Genomic DNA, 17,445 nt, shown 5'->3' with positions numbered 1-17,445 from the left:
CCCGGGCCGCCATCGGCGCGGCCAACCGCCATGCGGCCTCCGCCATCCGGTACGCCGGCTGCTCGCCCTCCGGGCCGACCTGTCCGGCGGCGGCCAGTGCGGTACGGGCGCTCTCGTCGTCCGGGTGTACCCGGGTCAGCACCAGCAGGTCGACGGCCCGGTCCGGATCAGTCGGCTCCTGCCCGTAGACGGCGGCCAGGTGCAGCACCAGGCCGGCCTGTGCCCGGGAGATGACGGCCAACTCGGCAAGCGGGGCCAGCAGGCCGCCGGCGGCGATGGATGCGGCACCCCCAAAGCAGGCAGAACGGGCGAAATGTCGGGTCGCCAGTCGGGCCAGCCCATCGGGCGATGCGGACGGGTACGCGGCCCGGGTACGTCGGGCCCAGGCGGCTGCCGCCGGCCCGAGCGTGTCGACAGCGGCCCTGGCCAGCAGTTCGGGTGCGTAGCCGGGGTGGGCGAGGACCCGGGCACTGATCGGGAGCACGGCCGGTTCCGGCGTACGCCCGGGCGTCGGGTCGGACTCCGGCGCGGCGACGGTCGTCGGCGCGGGACTGGCCGCTGTGGTGGCCGCAGGCTTGGCTGTCTGCTTGGCCGCCTTCGCGGTGGTCGCCTTCCTCGGCCTCGGTGGCCTCAACGGGGTGGCTCCCTGTGTGCCCACTTCTTCGGGTTCGGGGCTTTTGCTCCGGCCGGTACGTGGCCTCGGCGGTGTCGTACGGGCCTTCTTCGGGGTGCTGCCGGACTCGGCATCGGCCGGACCAGCCGCGGCAGTGGCGGCCGTCTGCGGGGTGGACGCCTTTCCGGTGGTGGACTTTGTCCGCTTCGTTGCCTGCGGGCGTGGCTTCGGCTGCGCTGACGATTCGGTGCCGTTCGAGGGCTCGGCGGGCGACTGATCCTCCATGACCAGGGAGCCTAGCCCGGCGGATGGATCTCCTCCGCCTTTGACGCATCGACGGGAGTGGCGTCCGCGATTCGAAAAGATGATCTGCGTCACCCTCGGTGGCACCCCTCTGGCGGTCGGGTTGATAGCTGCTTTGCCCCGGACAGCAGCGGCCGTGTATTCTCGACCGGCGGTGGTCTACAGGACACCGAGGAGACTTCGCCTAGTCTGGTCTATGGCGCCGCACTGCTAATGCGGAGGGGTCTTAAAGCCCCACCCGGGTTCGAATCCCGGAGTCTCCGCGCTAAAGGTCGGTGTGTAAACTGATCTGGCACCTGCGCCCGTAGCTCAACGGATAGAGCATCTGACTACGGATCAGAAGGTTAGGGGTTCGAGTCCCTTCGGGCGCGCAAGATCAGAAGGGGTCCGAGCTGCCAAAATGGCAGTCGGGCCTCTTTTGCTTTGCCGTCCCTTGTGGATGGTTGGGGCTCGAATGGCGTCCGTGCGACGAACATCCCGTACGTGCCAAACTCGTCCAGCGTCGTGACCTTGGTTTGAAGATCGGTTCAGGCTGCCTGGCGGTACTCCCTGATCGCCCCAGCGAGTGCTGTCCAGACTCGCTATGTGCACCTTCCGTCTCGTCGACGCCTTCCAAGAGCCGATCCGCCTTCGGGGTAGCCAGGATCTGACCGGGACCGGGACCGGGACCGGGACCGGCCGGGCAGCCACGCGGGATTGGCCCTGCAACCGCACTGGCCCGGATGAAGTCGTGATCACGCGGGGAAAAGGAGTGGACGGGACGATGCTGGGCTTGTAGCTTGCAGTCGACCGTAACAAGGCCCGAGGAGGTGAGACCCATGAACGCGGTATCGATGTGGGTGCTCCCCCTTCCCGTCACGGTCGGGCGATTGACGTAGGTGTCGCCGGGAGCGCCTCGCCAACAAGGCACTCCCGAAAGGCAACACGGATGCACTCCCTGCACTCTCTGCAGATGACCGCCGAGCCGTCGTCGACCGATACGGTCGAGCGCCACCCCACCGTGGGCGACGTCCCCGGACTCCCATCGCCGGCCTCCGGCACCAATCGCGCGCCCCTCACGTTCGACGTGATCATTGCCGGGTGCGGGCCGACCGGCGCAATGCTGGCCGCCGAACTGCGACTGCACGACGTGCGGGTACTCGTCCTGGAGAAGGAAACCGAGCCCGTGTCGTTCGTCCGCATAGTTGGTCTGCACATTCGCAGTGTCGAACTGATGGCAATGCGCGGGCTGCTGGAACGCGTTCTCGAACGCGGAAGACAGCGTCCGGCCGCCGGCTTCTTCGCCGCCATCAACAAACCCGTGCCCGAGGGCCTGGATTCCGCGTACGCCTATCTGCTGGGCATCCCGCAGCCGGTCATCGTTCACCTGCTCGAAGAACATGCGATCGAACTGGGCGCGCAGGTACGACGCGGTTGTGCGGTGGCCGGCTTCGAGCAGGACGACGAGGGGGTGACCGTCGAGCTGGCCGACGGTGAACAGTTGCGTACGCGCTATCTCGTCGGCTGTGACGGCGGGCGCAGTACGGTGCGCAAACTGCTCGGCGTCGGGTTCCCCGGTGAGCCCTCGCGGACCGAGACGCTGATGGGCGAGATGGAAGTGGGTGTGCCGCAGGAGGAGATCGCCGCCAAGATGGCCGTGATCCCCGAGACCAACAAGCGGTTCTGGCTCAGGCCCTTCGGTCGGGAGGTCTACAGCGTCGTGGTCCCCGCTGCGGGAGTCAGCGATCGTGCTGAACCGCCCACCCTGGAGGACTTCAAGCAACAGTTGCGTGCCATCGCCGGAACCGATTTCGGCGTGCACTCCCCGCGCTGGTTGTCCCGCTTCGGCGATGCCACCCGGCTGGCCGAACGTTATCGGGTCGGGCGGGTGCTGCTGGCCGGCGATGCGGCACACATCCATCCACCCACCGGCGGGCAGGGCCTCAACCTGGGCGTTCAGGACGCGTTCAACCTCGGCTGGAAACTGGCCGCACAGATCCGCGGCTGGGCACCGGAAACATTGCTGGACACCTACCAGGCCGAACGTCGCCCGGTCGCCGAGGACGTGCTGGACAACACCCGCGCCCAGATGGAACTGCTGTCCACCGAACCCGGACCCCAGGCCGTACGCAGGCTGCTCACCGAGCTGATGGACTTCGACGTGGTGAACCGCCATCTGATCGAGAAGATCACCGCGATCGGCATCCGCTACGACTTCGGCGCCGGCCCGGACCTGCTTGGCCGGCGCCTGCGCGACATCAAGGTGAAACAGGGCCACCTCTACGGTCTGCTGCACCGTGGCCGTGGCCTGCTGCTGGACCGCACCGAACGCCTGACCGTCGGCGGCTGGTCCGATCGGGTCGACTACCTCGCGGATCCCACTGCGGTGCTGGATGTTCCGTGCGTCCTACTACGCCCCGACGGCCACGTCGCCTGGATCGGCGACGATCAGCAGGACCTGGACGACCACCTCTCCCGCTGGTTCGGCAAGCCCGCAAACTGATTCCGCCCGAGCAACCGAAAGGGCGCGTGCGACGGGAGAACGAACGGCCGGAACGGGCAGTCGGGGTGCCGGGTGGCAGCCCCCGTTGTTCATGCTGGACAGACGGCCCGTTGGACGACCAGGGCGTGGTCGGCTGCCGGACGGTACTCTCACGTTCTCCGCCGTGGAACTTCGTGGAAAACGAGATCGCCATCGAATGCCGATGATGGTTGACTGGGCAGGTCCAAGGGGGAGGCGCGGCGAAATCCCTGGAAGACGGAAGTAAAAACGACAGGCAGGGAAACGTGGATTGGGAGTCGGGGGTGGAGTACCGCGCGGGCCGAGTAGGCCACAGTGGATTCGACTCCCGACCCATCCGGCTGGTTCTGTGCGGGTTCGTGTCGCAGGCTCGAATGGCAGGTACGGTTTGATGCACACAACAGAACGACAAGAAGCGCGCATCGAGGATGCGAGCAACGTCTTGGTCGTACCGTCGACGTTGCAAGACAATGGCTTGATCAGTGACTTTTTCGGGTCCGTAATCACTCTGGACGACTTTTCTTCCGGTTCGCACGACTTCGCTCAGAAAACCGTTTACCTGTGCGGCGACATCTCCAGGGTCAGCGGCCACGAACTCGATGCGGCTGCGCGGGTGTTCGTCATCCGGGAGTTTTCACACGGTTACAACGAGGGTCATGGCAAGCCTTGGACGCTGGTAGACCTCGGCCAAGTTCCCATCCGAGTACACGGCGTCGGCGTGTACTACCGGCGCTTTTTCGGCTCCGACTCCGACCACTTCGACCGGATCTGTACGGAGCACGCGTTCCAGTCCCTCACGGAGTCCACCAAGTCCGGGACGGCCCATCGCACCGGAATCTATCTGACCCCCGTCACGGAGGACGGTGACGAACTGCACTTCCGCCTGCTCCGGTGCTCCACGAACCTCTCGGGGCCGACCGAGAACTTTCGCGCGACCGACGCGCGGATCGTCGATGCCCTGAACCACGAGGCCGCCTTCATGTTCCGGAACCAGGCACCGCTGAATCACGTCCTCGCGCAGGTCTACCACAACACCTCGACCACCGCAGAGCGTAAGCAGTCCAAGGCCAAGATCTCGTCCCATGCAGACAAGACCAAGGACATGCCCGTCAACGGCATCATGGCCTTCTGCACCTTCTACGACCAACTCGATAAGCTGAATCCCCTGACCGAAGATGCCTTCGATTACGGTCTGAAAGGTGTCAGCGGGCTGACCAGGCTCCATTTTCGTCTCAAAGAGTCAACCGAAGAACACGCCGGACACGCGCTCCCCCCCGCAGTTCACCCTGACCCTGTATCCCAACTCCGTGTTCTTCATGCCGCTCTCCACCAACCGCCTGTACACACACGAGATCAGGCCCTCGACCCTGGACGTCGAGTTGCTCCCGACCCGCCTCGGGTACGTGGTTCGCTGTTCGAGCGCCGAAGCCGTTCACAGGGACGGCCAGACGTTCCTCAAGAGGGGCGGAAATCTGGTGAAGCTGGAGCCACCCACGACCGAGGGCATGAACGAGCTGCGCAGGTTGTACGTCGAGGAGAACAAGACCCAAGCCTTCATCGACTACGGCGACAAGTTTCTCTTCAGTATGAACACGGGAGACTACATTGCCCCCCGAATATAGAATGTCGGATGAGATTCGCTCGTACACCTTGCCCACGGAAGGGAATCCTTTCGATGAACTGTTCTCATCGACTCGGTTTGAAGATGTGGGAAAAGGTCGGCTAGGAACCGTGTTGGTCAGGGTCGACGAGACGGGAAATGTGCCTCTCGTACGCACCACCACCCGGTACAGTGCCCCGGCGCAACGTTTCCGGATGGTGCACGAGCGGCTGGCACGGCAGATTCAAGAACGTGCGGGGCTTTCTGCTGACCTCAACAACGCCCTTGTCGAGAACTATACGAACGCATACAGGACTATGGGCAGTCATTCCGACCAGGCTCTCGATCTGGCGGACCAGTCGTTCATTGCCGTCTTCTCCTGCTACAAGCATCCGGAGCTGGTCAATTCGCCGAGGAAGCTGATCGTCGAATCGAAGGGATCCGGTGGCGGCAATTTCGAGGTCCCCTTGACTCACAATAGTGTCGTCGTGTTCTCCGTCGACACCAATCGGCGGTTCAAGCACAAGATCGTATTGGACACACCTGCCCAGACGGCTGATAACCAGTGGTTGGGTTTCACCTTCCGGACGTCAAAGACCTTCGTACGGTTTCGCGACGGACATACCTACTTCCCGGACGGTGCACGCCTCACGTTGGCCGACGACGAACAGAGGAACGAGTTCTACCAACTGCGGCGCCGTGAGAACAAGGAGACGGACTTCACCTACCCTCAGCTGACGTACACCATCAGCGAGAGCGATCTGATGCCGCCCGAACCCATTGGGAACTAGCCTTCCCGCAGTTCAGCGCGCCGGCACCGGTTCGGTACGCACGCCAGGTGGCCGCCCGTTGGCGGTGGGCCCGGGGCACCCGCCAGTGTGGGGCCACCGCGCCCGCGTTGTTCTCCATCGCGATGATGGACCAGGTCTGCCCGCCCTCGACCTGCTTCGCCGCCTACCACCGCTACGGCGGTGGAAAGGGGCTGCGGGTGTACGAGTTCAACGACCACGAAGGTGGCGAAGGCGATCATCAGCTTGAGCAGCTTGCCTGGCTGCACGAGACGTTCGGGGCGAGAAATCCCTGACGAACGAGCTCTACCGGAGAACGGGACGACGCTGTCGATCTCGTTGGCGTGCGGTTCCTGCGGAAAAATGCGGTATGCGGCCATCAAGATGATGGCTGCTGAATCGCTGTCGGCTGAGATCGTAGGGTGTGGAGGTCAGCCGTGCCGGCTACTGAAAAGAAGCGGCGGCACGTGATGATGAACGCATGGGTTACGGTAAATCAACTGCCTCCCGTTGGTTGGTCGCCGTAGTGCTGGTCTTTTCCAGCCTGATCATCTTGGCGTTGGTGCTATCGACGGTTTTCCTGTTCCGTCAGGGGCTGGACAGGGCGGACAAGTGGGCGGGCGTCATCAGCGGATACGCGGCCGCAGTGACCCTGCTGGCAGCGGGGTTGGCCTGGCTGAAACGCGGAGCGGTGCGCAGGCCGCAGGTCGCAGAGCAGATACCGGCCGCGCCATCTCCATCGACCCACATCTTCGCTGGTGCTTCGCTGGCAGCGCCGACTTCGGACATGCCGCAGCGGGTACGGGGCCGCGACCGCCATTTGCAGCGGCTTCGGCGTGCGGCGTGCCAGCCCTCCAGCAAACTACAAATTCTGGCTGGTCTGGGAGGTGTGGGTAAATCGACGATTGCAGGAGAAATGTGTCGATGGTTTGCTCAACGTAACGGTCGGCCGGCGTGGTGGATCTCCGCGAAGGACACCCCGAGCCTTACCGAAGGACTCGTGGGCCTAGCCGCAGAGTTGGGAGCGAACCACGTCCACCTGATGGCGATCAGGTCAGAGGCACCACGTGCGCGAGAACGATTGTGGGAGTTGCTCAGTCAGGCGCCACCGGGGTGGCTGCTCGTGTTCGACAACGTGGACGATCCGAGCACTGCGGGTCATCTCCGCGATTCGGGCATGGCGCGGTGCGGAGACCGAGGACTGGTTCTGGTGACGAGCCGGATCAACCAGCAGCGGTTGTGGGGCAACGACGCCGAGGTGCACGAGGTCGAGTTGCTGGCTGAGGAGGACGCAGCCCAGGTGCTCATGGACATGGCACCCGATGCTGGTGGCTGGGCCGAAGCACAGATGCTTGCCCACGACCTGGGCTACCTACCTCTGGCGCTGCATCTGGCCGGAACCAACCTGGCGTCCCCGTTCTCGATCTGGGACTCGTTCGACGACTACCGCGAGTCGTTGAACGAGTTGGGACTCGACCGGGTACTTACCGCCGGCCGTCGGATCGGCCACGAGGCGGACCATCGTCGGAACGTGATGTTGACGTGGGAGATGTCCCTGACCGCCCTCGCCAGCCACGGCCTGCCACAGTGCAGACCACTGCTGCGAATGTTGTCCCATTACTCAGCAGTCGCCCCGATTCCGGCGAGACTCCTGTACGCAGATCCGATCCGTGCGTTGGTCGGCTGCGACAGCGCGTCAGATGCGCTCGACGTACGGAGGCGGGTGCAAGAGGGGCTGGCAGGCCTGGCTGATCAGAGCTTGATCACCGAGCCGGAGGTGCCTGACCTGAACACCCGCGACGGGATGGTTGCCCTGCATCCGGTCGTGGCCGAGACGAACCGTGCGAACGTCGATGGCGGGGCGCGGACGGGTGCGACACCGTTCGACCGGATCGCAATCCTGAACACGGCCGTCGAACTCATCGCGGCGGTCGCCGCACCACTACGGTTCGACGACCACAATGACTGGCGCTGGTTCGGACTGCTGGCACCGCACGTTCAGGAACTCTTCAAGGTTGCGGATGCCCTTGACCCCGTTCATCTTGCGCAGCTGTCGACGGCGACGGCCCAGTTGGTCGCCTCCTATGCCTGGGGTGGGTTCGAAACAACTGCTGAGGCTCTCGCGGACAGGGCGCTCAACCACGCCAATCGTCTCGGCGGAACCCATCCGGCGACGCTTCACCTACGCAACGAGCGTGCATGGGCGATTGGCCGGCACGGTCGCTGGGAGGATGCCCATGCCGAGCTGTTGCGGGTGCGGGACGCGCGATCCCAGAGCCTCGGAGCCGAGCATCCCGACACGCTGGACACCCGTCACAAGCTCGCGTGGGCCGTCGGCAGGCTGGGTGACTGGCCCGCCGCCGAAGCGCAACTCCATGCGGTCCTCGACGCCCGGGTCGACGCACTCAGCGAGCTGCATCCCGACGCCCTGCACAGCCGCTGCTGCCTTGCTTGGGCTGTTGGGCGATCCGGGCGGCCAGGCGAAGCCGAGCGTATCTACCGTTGGGTGATCGCTGCTCGGGAACATGTGCTCGGTAGCGATCATGTGGAGACCCTGGACGCCCGTCATTCACTGGCCGAGTTGTACGTACTGGACGGCCGCTTCCGTGACGCGGAGCAGCTCCTTCACGAGATCATCAAGATCCGTGTCCGGCTACTCGGTTCCCGATACCCCGAGACCCTGGACAGCCGACCGCGCTACTGGCTCGGACGTGCGCTACATGGCCAGGGACGTCATCGCGCGGCAGCGCGGGTACTCCGGCAGCTTCTGGACGATCAGATCCGATACCTCGACCCACGGCACCCTGCCACCGAGGCCACGCGCAAGCTGCTGGGACGACCTTGAAGGGCGGTTCCACAGAGAACGGCCCCTGACAGTGGATGCCGCCACGGCGGCCAGTGCCGGGCGTCAGCCCGTACCGCCGTCAGTCGGCATCGGCGAGGTTTGCGGTGACGCGCCGAACCATGCCATCGCCTGTCCGTGCCCGCGGGTCCAGGCCAGCGGCGTGCCATCCAGCGTGAGCACGTTGTGCGCCGCCCGATCCGGTGGTGACGGCAGTCCCTCATGGGGCAGTACGGCCGGGTCCTCGACCGAGATCCAGTGTCCGGGTAGTCCGCGTACCAGTTCCACGAACGCCGCGCGGCGCTCGGCCGGGACCTGGTACAGCACGGACGTGTGGAACACGACCAGCGTCGCGCCGGCCGGTGCCTGGGCGGCCAGGGCCGGGAGATCGTCGACCAGGTCGCCGCGTACCAACCTTGGCGGGTCCGCTGCGGCGATGGCGGCTGCCGCCCGCAGCCGGGCCCGGCGGTGGTGGTGCTCCGGCCAGATGAGCGCTGCCAACCAGGCGATGTTCCCCGGGTCGGTCACGTCGAGCGGATTCAGGTCCAGACCGGCCCGCCACACCACCTCGGGTAGCCGGGTCGGCGGGGCGGTGCCGGTGATCGTGCAGTCGAGGATCGGGCCGTCCGACCCGACCTGGTGGTTGCCGTAGCGGTACGCGTACCGGTCGGGATACAGATTCAGTCCGGCGGCGCAGCCGACCTCCAGCAACGCCAGTGGCTGCGGCAGCGCGGCCAGCACCGGCAGCAGCAACGCACACCGCCCGGCCTCGTTGGTCTGCGTCGCCCGACTGCGCAGTTCCGCCTCGATGACCGGCCAGTTCGAGATCGTGAAGTCATGGAAGGTGGCCGGATCGTCGACCGGACCGCCGAGGAACCGGACGACGCCCAGCAGCAGGTTCGGCTGTTGTTTCGCCGGGGGCAGCGTGCCCAGCAGCGCCAGGAGTTCCTCGTCACGGGAGACCGCCAGCGACAGCTGCTCGTACGAGGGTGATTCCCCACGAACCTCGCGTACGGCGAACTCGGCGTACCTCGATGCGACCGTCACCGTGCGATGTTCGCACAGCGGCGTACGGCCCTGCCGTGATCCGCGTCTCCCCGCCCGCTGCGCGACTTCCGGGGCCGGTCAGGCGGGATGTTTGAACCTCATGATTTCGACTGGCATGATTGCGCCCAGTCCAGGTGTCCTTTCGGGACATTCGATCCCTGGTCGGTGGAAGGATCGGTATGGCGGAATCCTCATCTGGCAAAGGCACGACGGAGAACGGTCGACGCTCACTGTTGAAGGCCGCAGGTTCCGCCCTTTGCGCGGCAACCGCGGTTCCGGTCGTGGTGGGCGCGGCATCTCCGGCGTACGCGGCGGTGGTTCAGGGCATTCCGTGGGTCGGGCCGGCCGGTTCGGGTGCGCCGTTCGAGGTCGACCCGGCCGTCGGGGCCCAGCAGGCCATCAACGACGCCCTGGCCACCGTCGGGCAGGGGGCCGTGTTCGTCACGGGTGGCACGTATTCGCTGAAGGCCCCCATCGTGCTCGGCGATCGGCAGAGTCTGGTCGGCACCGGACCGCTCTCCACCCTGCTACGGGCCGCCTCCGGCTTCACCGGTACCGCGATGGTGCAGACGCCGACGGGTACCTTCACCGGCTCACGCATGTCCATCCGGGACATCGGCTTCGATGGCGCCAACCTGGTTGCCAACGGGATCAACCTCCAGATCAGTGCCAGTCCCAGCTCGTACGGCCCGGACCCGGCCCCCTGGTTGTCCCGGGTCTTCGTGGCGAAGACCACCGGCGACGGGATCTACCTCGGCGGGGACTATTCGGGCGGTCAGCGGGAGTTCAAGGTGACCGACTGCCGGGTGGAACATGCCGGTGGGTGGGCCTACCACTTCAAGTCCTCGGACGGCTTCGTCAGCGGCTGCTCCGCCCAGGGCGGGAAGCTGGGGGGCTACAACCTGGCCGGTGGCAACATCAAGATCTGGGGCAGCAAGGTCTACAGCGCGGGCACGGGGGACACCCCCGGCCCGGGGTTCCGGATCGGCAGTGCCCGGGCGACCGTGGTCGGCTGTGAGGCACAGGACACCCGGGGATGTGGATTCGAGGTGTACGGCCATGGCAGCAACCTCTCCGGCTGCACGGCCGACTCCACCGGTATCGGTGACCCCGGTACCGACCGGTACTCCGCTGGCTTCTACGTCGCCAGTTCCGCCGTCAACATCGAAGGTGTGTCGTATCAACGTACCGGTGGTGGTGGCTCGTGGATTCCCGCGAAGGGAATGATGTGGTCGCTGTACCTGGCACCCGGCGTGGACTACGTGGCGGCCCGCCTGATCGGTGACCCCAACCGACCGACCCCCTACCTGGGTGGTGTCTACGGCACCGCCGGCTCGCACTCCTCGATCACCGTGCTCGTCTGAACACCGTTCCCGGCTGAGGCCCAGCCTGTCGCCCGGGCGAGCACCACCACCACTCGTTCTCCCACCGGACTGACGGCAGCGTCGGCCGACCATGGCCGGCGCTGTCCGGACTGGTCGCCGCAGTGTCGGCTCGGCTGACCACTGGCCGAGCCGACACTGCCCTGCCCTGCCCGGCCTGGCCCGGTCAGCGCAGCGTCGGCAACTCGCCGCCGTCGGCCCGGTCGACGGTGACGCCGTACATGCCGGCAGTCCAGGGGCCGGTGACCTCGGCCAGCCGGGCCGCGTCCGGTGGTGTCCGGCCGAGGCCGATCGCGTACCGGGCCAGATCCGGACCGGTCTCGAAGGGACGCGGCCAGGCGTGGACATCCCGGGTTCCGGCCCGTTCCAGTGCCGTCATCAGCGCGCGGATCCGACCCCGGGTACGGCCGAGCGTCACGGCGAACTGCTCGGACCGTCCCGCGCGTACGGTCACGACCGCCCAGGCGGCGTGGCGTCGATGCAGCGGCGGCGCCGAAAGCAACGCCGGCCAGGGATCACTGCCGGCCTCGGCGGCGGCCTCGACGGTCTCCCAAGCGGTGTAGAGCTCCTGGGTCAACAGGTCCCGTCCACCGATGCCGACCTGTTCACTGCACAGCCGTACGGGTGCGCTGGGGGTCATGATCCGTACCGCCGCGTCGGAGTCGTCCGCCCCCAGATGATCGTCCGGTCGGAGGCCGATCGGCTGACGCCAGTCCCACGCGGCCCACATCCCGAAGAAACGCCCGATCAGGTCGTCCGACGGATCGCCATCCTTCAGGGTCCGGGCCACCAGGATGGTCCAGGCCAGCCCGGGTAGCCCACCGAAGGGCGCCGAATCGAGGCCCCGCGCCTTCGCCCAGGACTTCACCCGGCGGGCCAACCAGGCGAACTCCGTCCGGTCCCCGCCCACCTCGGCGAGGATCGCGTCCGCGTCACTGACCGCGCTCAGCGCGACCGCCGCGCCGTCGCCCAGCTCCGTACGGCGGGACACCGCCTCGGCGGGAGGGATGCTCCCGGTGGTGACCACGGCCAGGTCGACGTCGAGGTCGTCGACCCGTAGCCGGAATCCGGGCACCCGGGCACCGACCACCCGCCGTATCCCGGTGGCCTCGGGCAGGGCGGTGGCGATTCGTACCTCGGAAAGGTCGGCTCGGCCCGGCAGGGCGACCACCAGGTCCAGGTCGGCATCGGTCGACGCGCAGCCGAGCCGGCGTGACCCGGTGACGTGCAGTACCCCGTCGGGCAGGGCGGCGCGCAGCCGGTCCACGACGGTAGCCGCCCGGTCGACGTCCCGGCGTCCAGCTGATCCGGAACCGACCCGGGACCCGACCGAGGAACCGACCGAGGAACCGACCGAGGAACGGACCGAGGAGCGGACCGAGGAGCGGACCGAGGAGTGGACCGATGAGCGGGCCTCAGGTGCCGGTGACCCGTGGTCCAGCCAGCGCACCTCGCCCGTACCGAGGGTGACGGTGGCCCGGGGCAGCATGGGTCCCGTACCCCGGCGGGAGAGCAGGACCAACTCCCCGACGGGTGCGGACATGCCTGGTAGCCGGGCGGTGCAGGTGGCGATGAGCCGTTGCGGGTCCCGTGCCTTCCCGAGGGTCAGGTGCGGGGTGTAGCCCTCCGCGTGCCCCCGGCAGCCGGGAAACGCCCGCTCCAGCGCCTCCCGCAACCCGGCCCACGGTTGCGTCCCCGCCGCAGCCGGATCGAGCCAGACGGTGGCGTCGTGCCGATGCGCGAAGGCGCGTACGCCGTCGAGCCGGGCGGTGAACGGGACGGCCGCCGCCGCTACCGCAGCCAGCAGCGGAGCAGCCTCCTCGAAACAGGACTCGGGTACGAACCCGAACAGCAGGTTGACGTGCGGCGGCCAGCGGTCCACCTGTGGATCGTGCTCCCGACGGATCTCCTCGACCGCCGAGCAGAGTTCCGCCGGCGGGAGCCAGGCCACCGCCGTCCGTGCCGTCGACGGTACGTCCAGGAGACCGCCACCCGAGGTGTCGCGTCGACCGATCATGACATCTACCTGGACGCCGTAGTGGTCCGAGACGAAGAGGCCGTCCGGGGTCGCGGGTGTGTCACCACGTACGACCGCGCCGGCAGCATGCAGGTCATGGCCGCGCAGCAGTACGCGGTCGAGCCGGGACCTCCGGCCGGAGAGCGACGAGACCGCCGCCAGCGGATTCACCGTCGGGTCGAAGGTGACGGTCTGGTCGTCGGGTCCGTGGACCTCGGTCCAGGCATCCCGGAGGCCGAGCACCCGGGCGGGTCTGCTTCCACCGTCGTTGAAGTCGCCCAAGAGGACCACGTTGCCGTCCACTCCGGCCAGTGCCTCGGCGAGCTGGGCGAGTTCGGCTTCCCGTCGGGCCGCGCCATTCTCGGCGTGGTCGCTGGTGAGGTGCGTGACGGCTGCGGTCACCGGCCCGGCGACCGTCTCGACGGTGATGGCGGCGACCGCCTTGTGCCGGCCGAGGACATGCTGCCCCGCCTCCCGGATGGGCAGGCGGCTGAGTAGGAGGAGCCCGGTGTCGTCGATGTCCCGGCCGGTCGGGTCGGTGCCCAGCGTGTATCCGGCCCGGACCCAGTGGGCCGGTAGCAGGAGGTCGAGCAGTTCGGCCTCCACCTCCTGCAACGCGATGATGTCCGGGTCGGCCGCCTCCAGCGCCGCCAGCAGCAACGGCCGGCGCCGGGCGGTGTGGATCCGGTCCGAGTCGTAGCGGTCCCAGAGGGTGTTCCAGGTCAGTACGCGCAGGCTCGCCGTCGCGGCCGGCGGATCAGTCGACGGTACGGCCGGTGGTGGGTCCGCCGGCTGCCAGCCACTGATCGGCTCCCAGGCGTACGGCGTCCTGGCAGTGAAGAACGGTGCCCGCAGCCGTCGTGGCTGGCGAGCCGCCCCGACCTGCGACGCGTCGATCCGGTCCAGGCCGGTCGACCGGTCCCAGACCAGTTCGCCGTCCGCCTCGATGAAGAGGATCCGGTGCCAGGGGATGTCGCCACCCGGTACGAACGCCGGCAGGGGTACGCGTTTGGGGGCCACCCCACGCACGTTGACGCCGAGGACGAACCGGGCCGGGTCGAAGCGGGGATCCCAGCGGATCCGGTGGTAGACCTCCTCGCTCGTACGCATCGTCAGCTCCCCTCGTCGGCCAGGGCACCGGCGGTGTCCTGGACGGTCCCCGCCGTGCCGACGTACCACGTACGGTGTGCCTCGCCGGGGTACGGCGGGGCGAAGCGACGCAGTTGGGCGGAGAGGACATCCGGCGGTACGGGGTGTGGCCGCTCCGCGTTACGGCGGGTCAGTACGTCCTCCGGGACCAGCATGACCACATGTGTCGTCAACGCGTCCCGGCGCTCGGCCACAGCCTGCACCAGGGACCGCTGCTGCCGGTTGAGGGCGGTGGCATCCCAGACGACGGTTCCGCCACCGGCCAGGCCGGCGTCGAGTCGGCGCAGTCCCTCGTGGAGGATCGCCGCATTGGCCCGCTGGTCGGAACGGGAGCCCCGGGCCTGACGCAGGTCGTCCAGGGACACGATGTCGTCGACATGCGTGAGCCCTCGGACGAAGGTGCTCTTGCCGCTGCCGGACGGCCCTACCAGCATGATGAGCCGGGGAAACCCGCCGTCCCGCCACCGCCAGGTCAGCGCCACAGCCTCCTCCGGCGTGGTGATCCGGCCCTGCCCGAAGGCATCCCGCGCCTCGGCCCAGCACCGGTCCGCCACGTCGGGTCCGCAGTCGTCGGGCAGTTGGGCCGGCCCGGCTTCGCGTAGCGCCCGGCCCAGGCCGAGGCGCAGCGGGTCCAGCGGTGCCGTACCGAGCAGACCGGCCTCCTCGGCATGCAGTTCGGACCAGGCGACCTGATGACGGGCCTCGGCTACGCCGGCTGCGTCGTCCGACCCGGCTGCGTCGTCCGACCCGGCTGCGCCAGCCGCTTCGTCAGCCTTCTCGTCGCGACCGGTCAGCACTGCGGCGGAGACCGCGTGCAGCACACCCAGGTCGACCGCGCTGGCCAGCCGTACCAGCCCGGCCCGGCGGGCCTCGTCGGGGAAGGGGCGGTGCAGGTTGGCGTACAGCCCGACGAGGTCGGCGATCCGTCGGGCCAGGGGTACTCCGAGCGAGTCCGCCAGCCGGGCGGCTAGGCCGCCCCGATGGCCGGTGTGCAGCAGCGCCGCCAGGACGCCGGCCAGCCGGCGGTCACCGGTCCGGCCGAGCAGGTCGAGCCGGGCAGCGGCATCGGCCACGACCGCCCCGGTCCGTTCGACGGTTGCCCGTGCCGCTTCGCCGGCCGGCTCCACGGTTGCCGGGCCCAACGCCGTGAGCAGGGCGGACACGTCCGGCCCGGCTCCCGAGCGGACGTCCCAGAGGGCGGCGGCCGGGCTGAGACCGTTCGGCACGACCGGGGCCAGCATCCAGTGTTCGTCGGTCTGTACGTGCCCCCGGCGTACCCACTTGGCCACCCGGTGTCCGAACTCGTCCCGGTGGAACCCGTCGACGGTCCGTACGACGTAGCCTTCGTGCCGTGCCGTGTCCAGCCGTATCGCCTGGATCGCCCGTACGTCGAACGTGCCCCGCCAGAGCACGGGCGGTACGGGGACACCCAGCCGGCGGGTGAAGCGGACAGTCTGGTCCCAGTCCAGGCATCGGTCACCGGCCCAGACCGAGAAGGCGTAGAACCAGCTCTCCAGGTCCTGGTAGGCGATCGAGTGTCGAGCGTGGACGTTCTCCCCGCACACCCGCCAGCCCGCCGGGATGGACCGGCCGATCCTGCTGTGCAGTGCCTTCACCCAGGCCCGGGACGGGTGGTGCGCGGAGTCGAGTGAACGGGCATGCAGCCCGTCGTCGTACAGCGTGGTGTTCTCGCCGTCGAGTTTCTCGGTGACGACCACCTCGCGGCCGATCAGCCCGGACAGGTCACCGGCCCGTACGTCGTCCGAGGTCGCCCCGGGTGACCAGGGCAGGTGCGGGGTGCGCGGGTAGTGCACTCGCATTCGCCGCTCCTGACACCCGATTTCGTACACCGATTCCCGACGACGATCCACGTCGTGGAGAAGCACAGGTCGCGGTGAACGTACAAAACGGGCCGGCGGGAGGGCCATCGAATATCCGCCCGGAGACCAAGGGGGCGGGCAGGTCAGCGGCCTGGAGACGAAAGAAGGCGGGTGCGCGGCTCCCCCCACAGCCGCGCACCCGCCCAGGTTGTTGCTCTTGTCAGCCTCCGGCCGCTGTCCGCAGCGCCCAGAAGTTCGACCGGTACGCGTCGTGGACCGATGCCGAGGTGATCCGCAGCAGCGCCTCGTCGTTCTCCCGCAGCGCGGAGTAGCTCCAGTTGTGGCTGCCGGTGAAGACCAGCTTGGTGTCCCGGACCCCGGCGTAGGTGCCCTCGATGGCCATGTACTTCGAGTGCACCAGGTAACCGTCGGCGTTGTTCAGCTTGTAGACCATGATCCGGTCGTGGTTGAGCGCGGCCAACACCTCGGGCGTGGACTCGGCGTAGACGATGTCCACCCAGCACTTCTGGTTCGCCAGGGAACGCAGCACGTTGGCCACCTCGACCCGGGTGAACGACCACATCGCGATCCGGATCATCGTCCGGCCGGTACCCGTACCGGTGCTGGTGTTTCCGGTGCAGGTGACGTTCTCACTGAGCGCGTTGGCGATGGTGTCGGTGCTCGCCCCCGAACCCGCGCGTGGGAAGAAGTACGACTTCACCCCGCCGACCGAGGTCGTCCGGTAGTAGTCGTTGTTCTTCACCTTGGCAGCGAGGTCGCCGTGGTAGGCGACGTAGCTGTTGTAGATGTCGGTGTTGCCGACGACCTGAAGCGCGTTGTTCCAGTACCGCTCGCTGTTGGACCAGTTCAGGTTGGCCGACGACTGCACCAGCACGTTGGCGGCACCGAGTGTGCTGGAGAAGAGGAAGAACTTGTTGTGCATGATCGGCGTGTTGAGGTTGCCGATGCAGGCCCGTCCGGCGGTGCAGACCACCACCCAGGAGGCGTTGGCCCGGTTGGTGCCCAACGCAGAGATCAGGGTGGTCGCTGCGGTCTCGTCGGCCCGGTCCGAGTCCACGACCACCCGGACGTTCACCCCCCGGTCCCGGGCGGCGATCAGGTCGGCGGTGATGTTCTGGTCGGTGGTGTTGTAGATCGCGACCCGGATGGTCGAGCCGCTGGGCGAGCCCTGGATGAGCTCACGGATCCGGTTGACGATGGCGTACTTCTGCGCCGTCGTACCGGTCGGGTTGTTGAACACCGCCCCGGTGACCGGCGTCGCTGCGGCTGTGGCGGGAGCGACGGCCGGTATCCCGGCCGTGGCGATCACCGATAGCAGGCCGGCCACGACAAGCCGTACCGTTCTTCGCATGGCGTCCCCGTC

The 17,445-nt window shown here is 67.6% G+C and carries 12 protein-coding genes, 2 tRNA genes and 1 pseudogene; 9 read left to right on the top strand and 6 right to left on the bottom strand.

Features of this window, described 5'->3' with window-relative positions; all coding sequences use genetic code 11:
- Positions 1–484: pseudogene (locus ACFQ4H_RS29445) on the bottom strand (hypothetical protein); the annotation flags it as partial.
- 91 nt (positions 485–575) lie between these two features.
- Here ACFQ4H_RS29445 and ACFQ4H_RS29440 point away from each other — a divergent pair.
- The 4 genes from ACFQ4H_RS29440 to rox all read left to right on the top strand — a co-directional run bounded on the left by ACFQ4H_RS29440 (position 576) and on the right by rox (position 3,398).
- Entirely contained in the window at positions 576–890 is a 315-nt protein-coding gene (locus tag ACFQ4H_RS29440; protein ID WP_377577174.1) for a hypothetical protein, read from the top strand.
- A gap of 199 nt (positions 891–1,089) precedes the next feature.
- A tRNA-Ser gene (locus tag ACFQ4H_RS29435) sits at positions 1,090–1,179 on the top strand.
- A 35-nt stretch (positions 1,180–1,214) separates the two neighbouring features.
- Positions 1,215–1,287, top strand: a tRNA-Arg gene (locus tag ACFQ4H_RS29430).
- 581 nt (positions 1,288–1,868) lie between these two features.
- The gene (gene rox, locus ACFQ4H_RS29425) at positions 1,869–3,398 is read left to right on the top strand and encodes a rifampin monooxygenase (RefSeq protein WP_377577172.1); all 1,530 of its coding nucleotides are present in this window, start codon (positions 1,869–1,871) and stop codon (positions 3,396–3,398) included.
- 652 nt (positions 3,399–4,050) lie between these two features.
- Here the strand turns inward: rox and ACFQ4H_RS29420 are convergent.
- Entirely contained in the window at positions 4,051–4,641 is a 591-nt protein-coding gene (locus ACFQ4H_RS29420; protein WP_377577169.1) for a hypothetical protein, read from the bottom strand.
- An 82-nt stretch (positions 4,642–4,723) separates the two neighbouring features.
- On the opposite strand from ACFQ4H_RS29420, the gene ACFQ4H_RS29415 reads away from it, so the two are divergent.
- The 4 genes from ACFQ4H_RS29415 (at position 4,724) to ACFQ4H_RS29400 (ending at position 8,649) form a co-directional block, all read left to right on the top strand.
- Positions 4,724–5,038 (top strand): hypothetical protein, encoded by a 315-nt coding sequence (locus tag ACFQ4H_RS29415; RefSeq protein WP_377577167.1) that lies wholly within the window; start codon positions 4,724–4,726, stop codon positions 5,036–5,038.
- A 1-nt stretch (position 5,039) separates the two neighbouring features.
- Positions 5,040–5,807: an alpha-ketoglutarate-dependent dioxygenase AlkB gene (locus tag ACFQ4H_RS29410; RefSeq protein WP_377577164.1), complete on the top strand. Its 768-nt coding sequence runs from the start codon at positions 5,040–5,042 to the stop codon at positions 5,805–5,807.
- Between the two features lie 47 nt (positions 5,808–5,854).
- On the top strand, positions 5,855–6,100 hold the full coding sequence (locus tag ACFQ4H_RS29405) for an acetylxylan esterase (protein WP_377577161.1): 246 nt from the start codon (positions 5,855–5,857) through the stop codon (positions 6,098–6,100).
- A gap of 185 nt (positions 6,101–6,285) precedes the next feature.
- Complete coding sequence (locus ACFQ4H_RS29400; protein ID WP_377577158.1) at positions 6,286–8,649, top strand: tetratricopeptide repeat protein; 2,364 nt, start codon at positions 6,286–6,288, stop codon at positions 8,647–8,649.
- 63 nt (positions 8,650–8,712) lie between these two features.
- Here ACFQ4H_RS29400 and ACFQ4H_RS29395 read toward each other — a convergent pair whose 3' ends face one another.
- Positions 8,713–9,693, bottom strand: a complete 981-nt coding sequence (locus ACFQ4H_RS29395) for a DUF2332 domain-containing protein (protein ID WP_377577155.1) — start codon at positions 9,691–9,693, stop codon at positions 8,713–8,715.
- 284 nt (positions 9,694–9,977) lie between these two features.
- On the opposite strand from ACFQ4H_RS29395, the gene ACFQ4H_RS29390 reads away from it, so the two are divergent.
- Entirely contained in the window at positions 9,978–11,057 is a 1,080-nt protein-coding gene (locus ACFQ4H_RS29390) for a right-handed parallel beta-helix repeat-containing protein (protein ID WP_377577152.1), read from the top strand.
- A gap of 184 nt (positions 11,058–11,241) precedes the next feature.
- Here ACFQ4H_RS29390 and ACFQ4H_RS29385 read toward each other — a convergent pair whose 3' ends face one another.
- From ACFQ4H_RS29385 to ACFQ4H_RS29375, 3 genes are all read right to left on the bottom strand, one after another.
- Positions 11,242–14,202: a poly(A) polymerase gene (locus ACFQ4H_RS29385; RefSeq protein WP_377577149.1), complete on the bottom strand. Its 2,961-nt coding sequence runs from the start codon at positions 14,200–14,202 to the stop codon at positions 11,242–11,244.
- A gap of 2 nt (positions 14,203–14,204) precedes the next feature.
- Entirely contained in the window at positions 14,205–16,061 is a 1,857-nt protein-coding gene (locus ACFQ4H_RS29380) for an RNA ligase family protein (RefSeq protein ID WP_377577147.1), read from the bottom strand.
- 220 nt (positions 16,062–16,281) lie between these two features.
- Positions 16,282–17,409 (bottom strand): phospholipase D-like domain-containing protein, encoded by a 1,128-nt coding sequence (locus tag ACFQ4H_RS29375; RefSeq protein WP_377577144.1) that lies wholly within the window; start codon positions 17,407–17,409, stop codon positions 16,282–16,284.
- Positions 17,410–17,445 lie beyond the last annotated feature (36 nt).

Origin of the sequence: Micromonospora sonneratiae (assembly GCF_042679305.1) — a bacterium.
Taxonomy (GTDB): Bacteria; Actinomycetota; Actinomycetes; order Mycobacteriales; family Micromonosporaceae; genus Micromonospora_H; species Micromonospora_H sonneratiae.
This window is presented reverse-complemented; position numbering and strand designations above follow the sequence as displayed.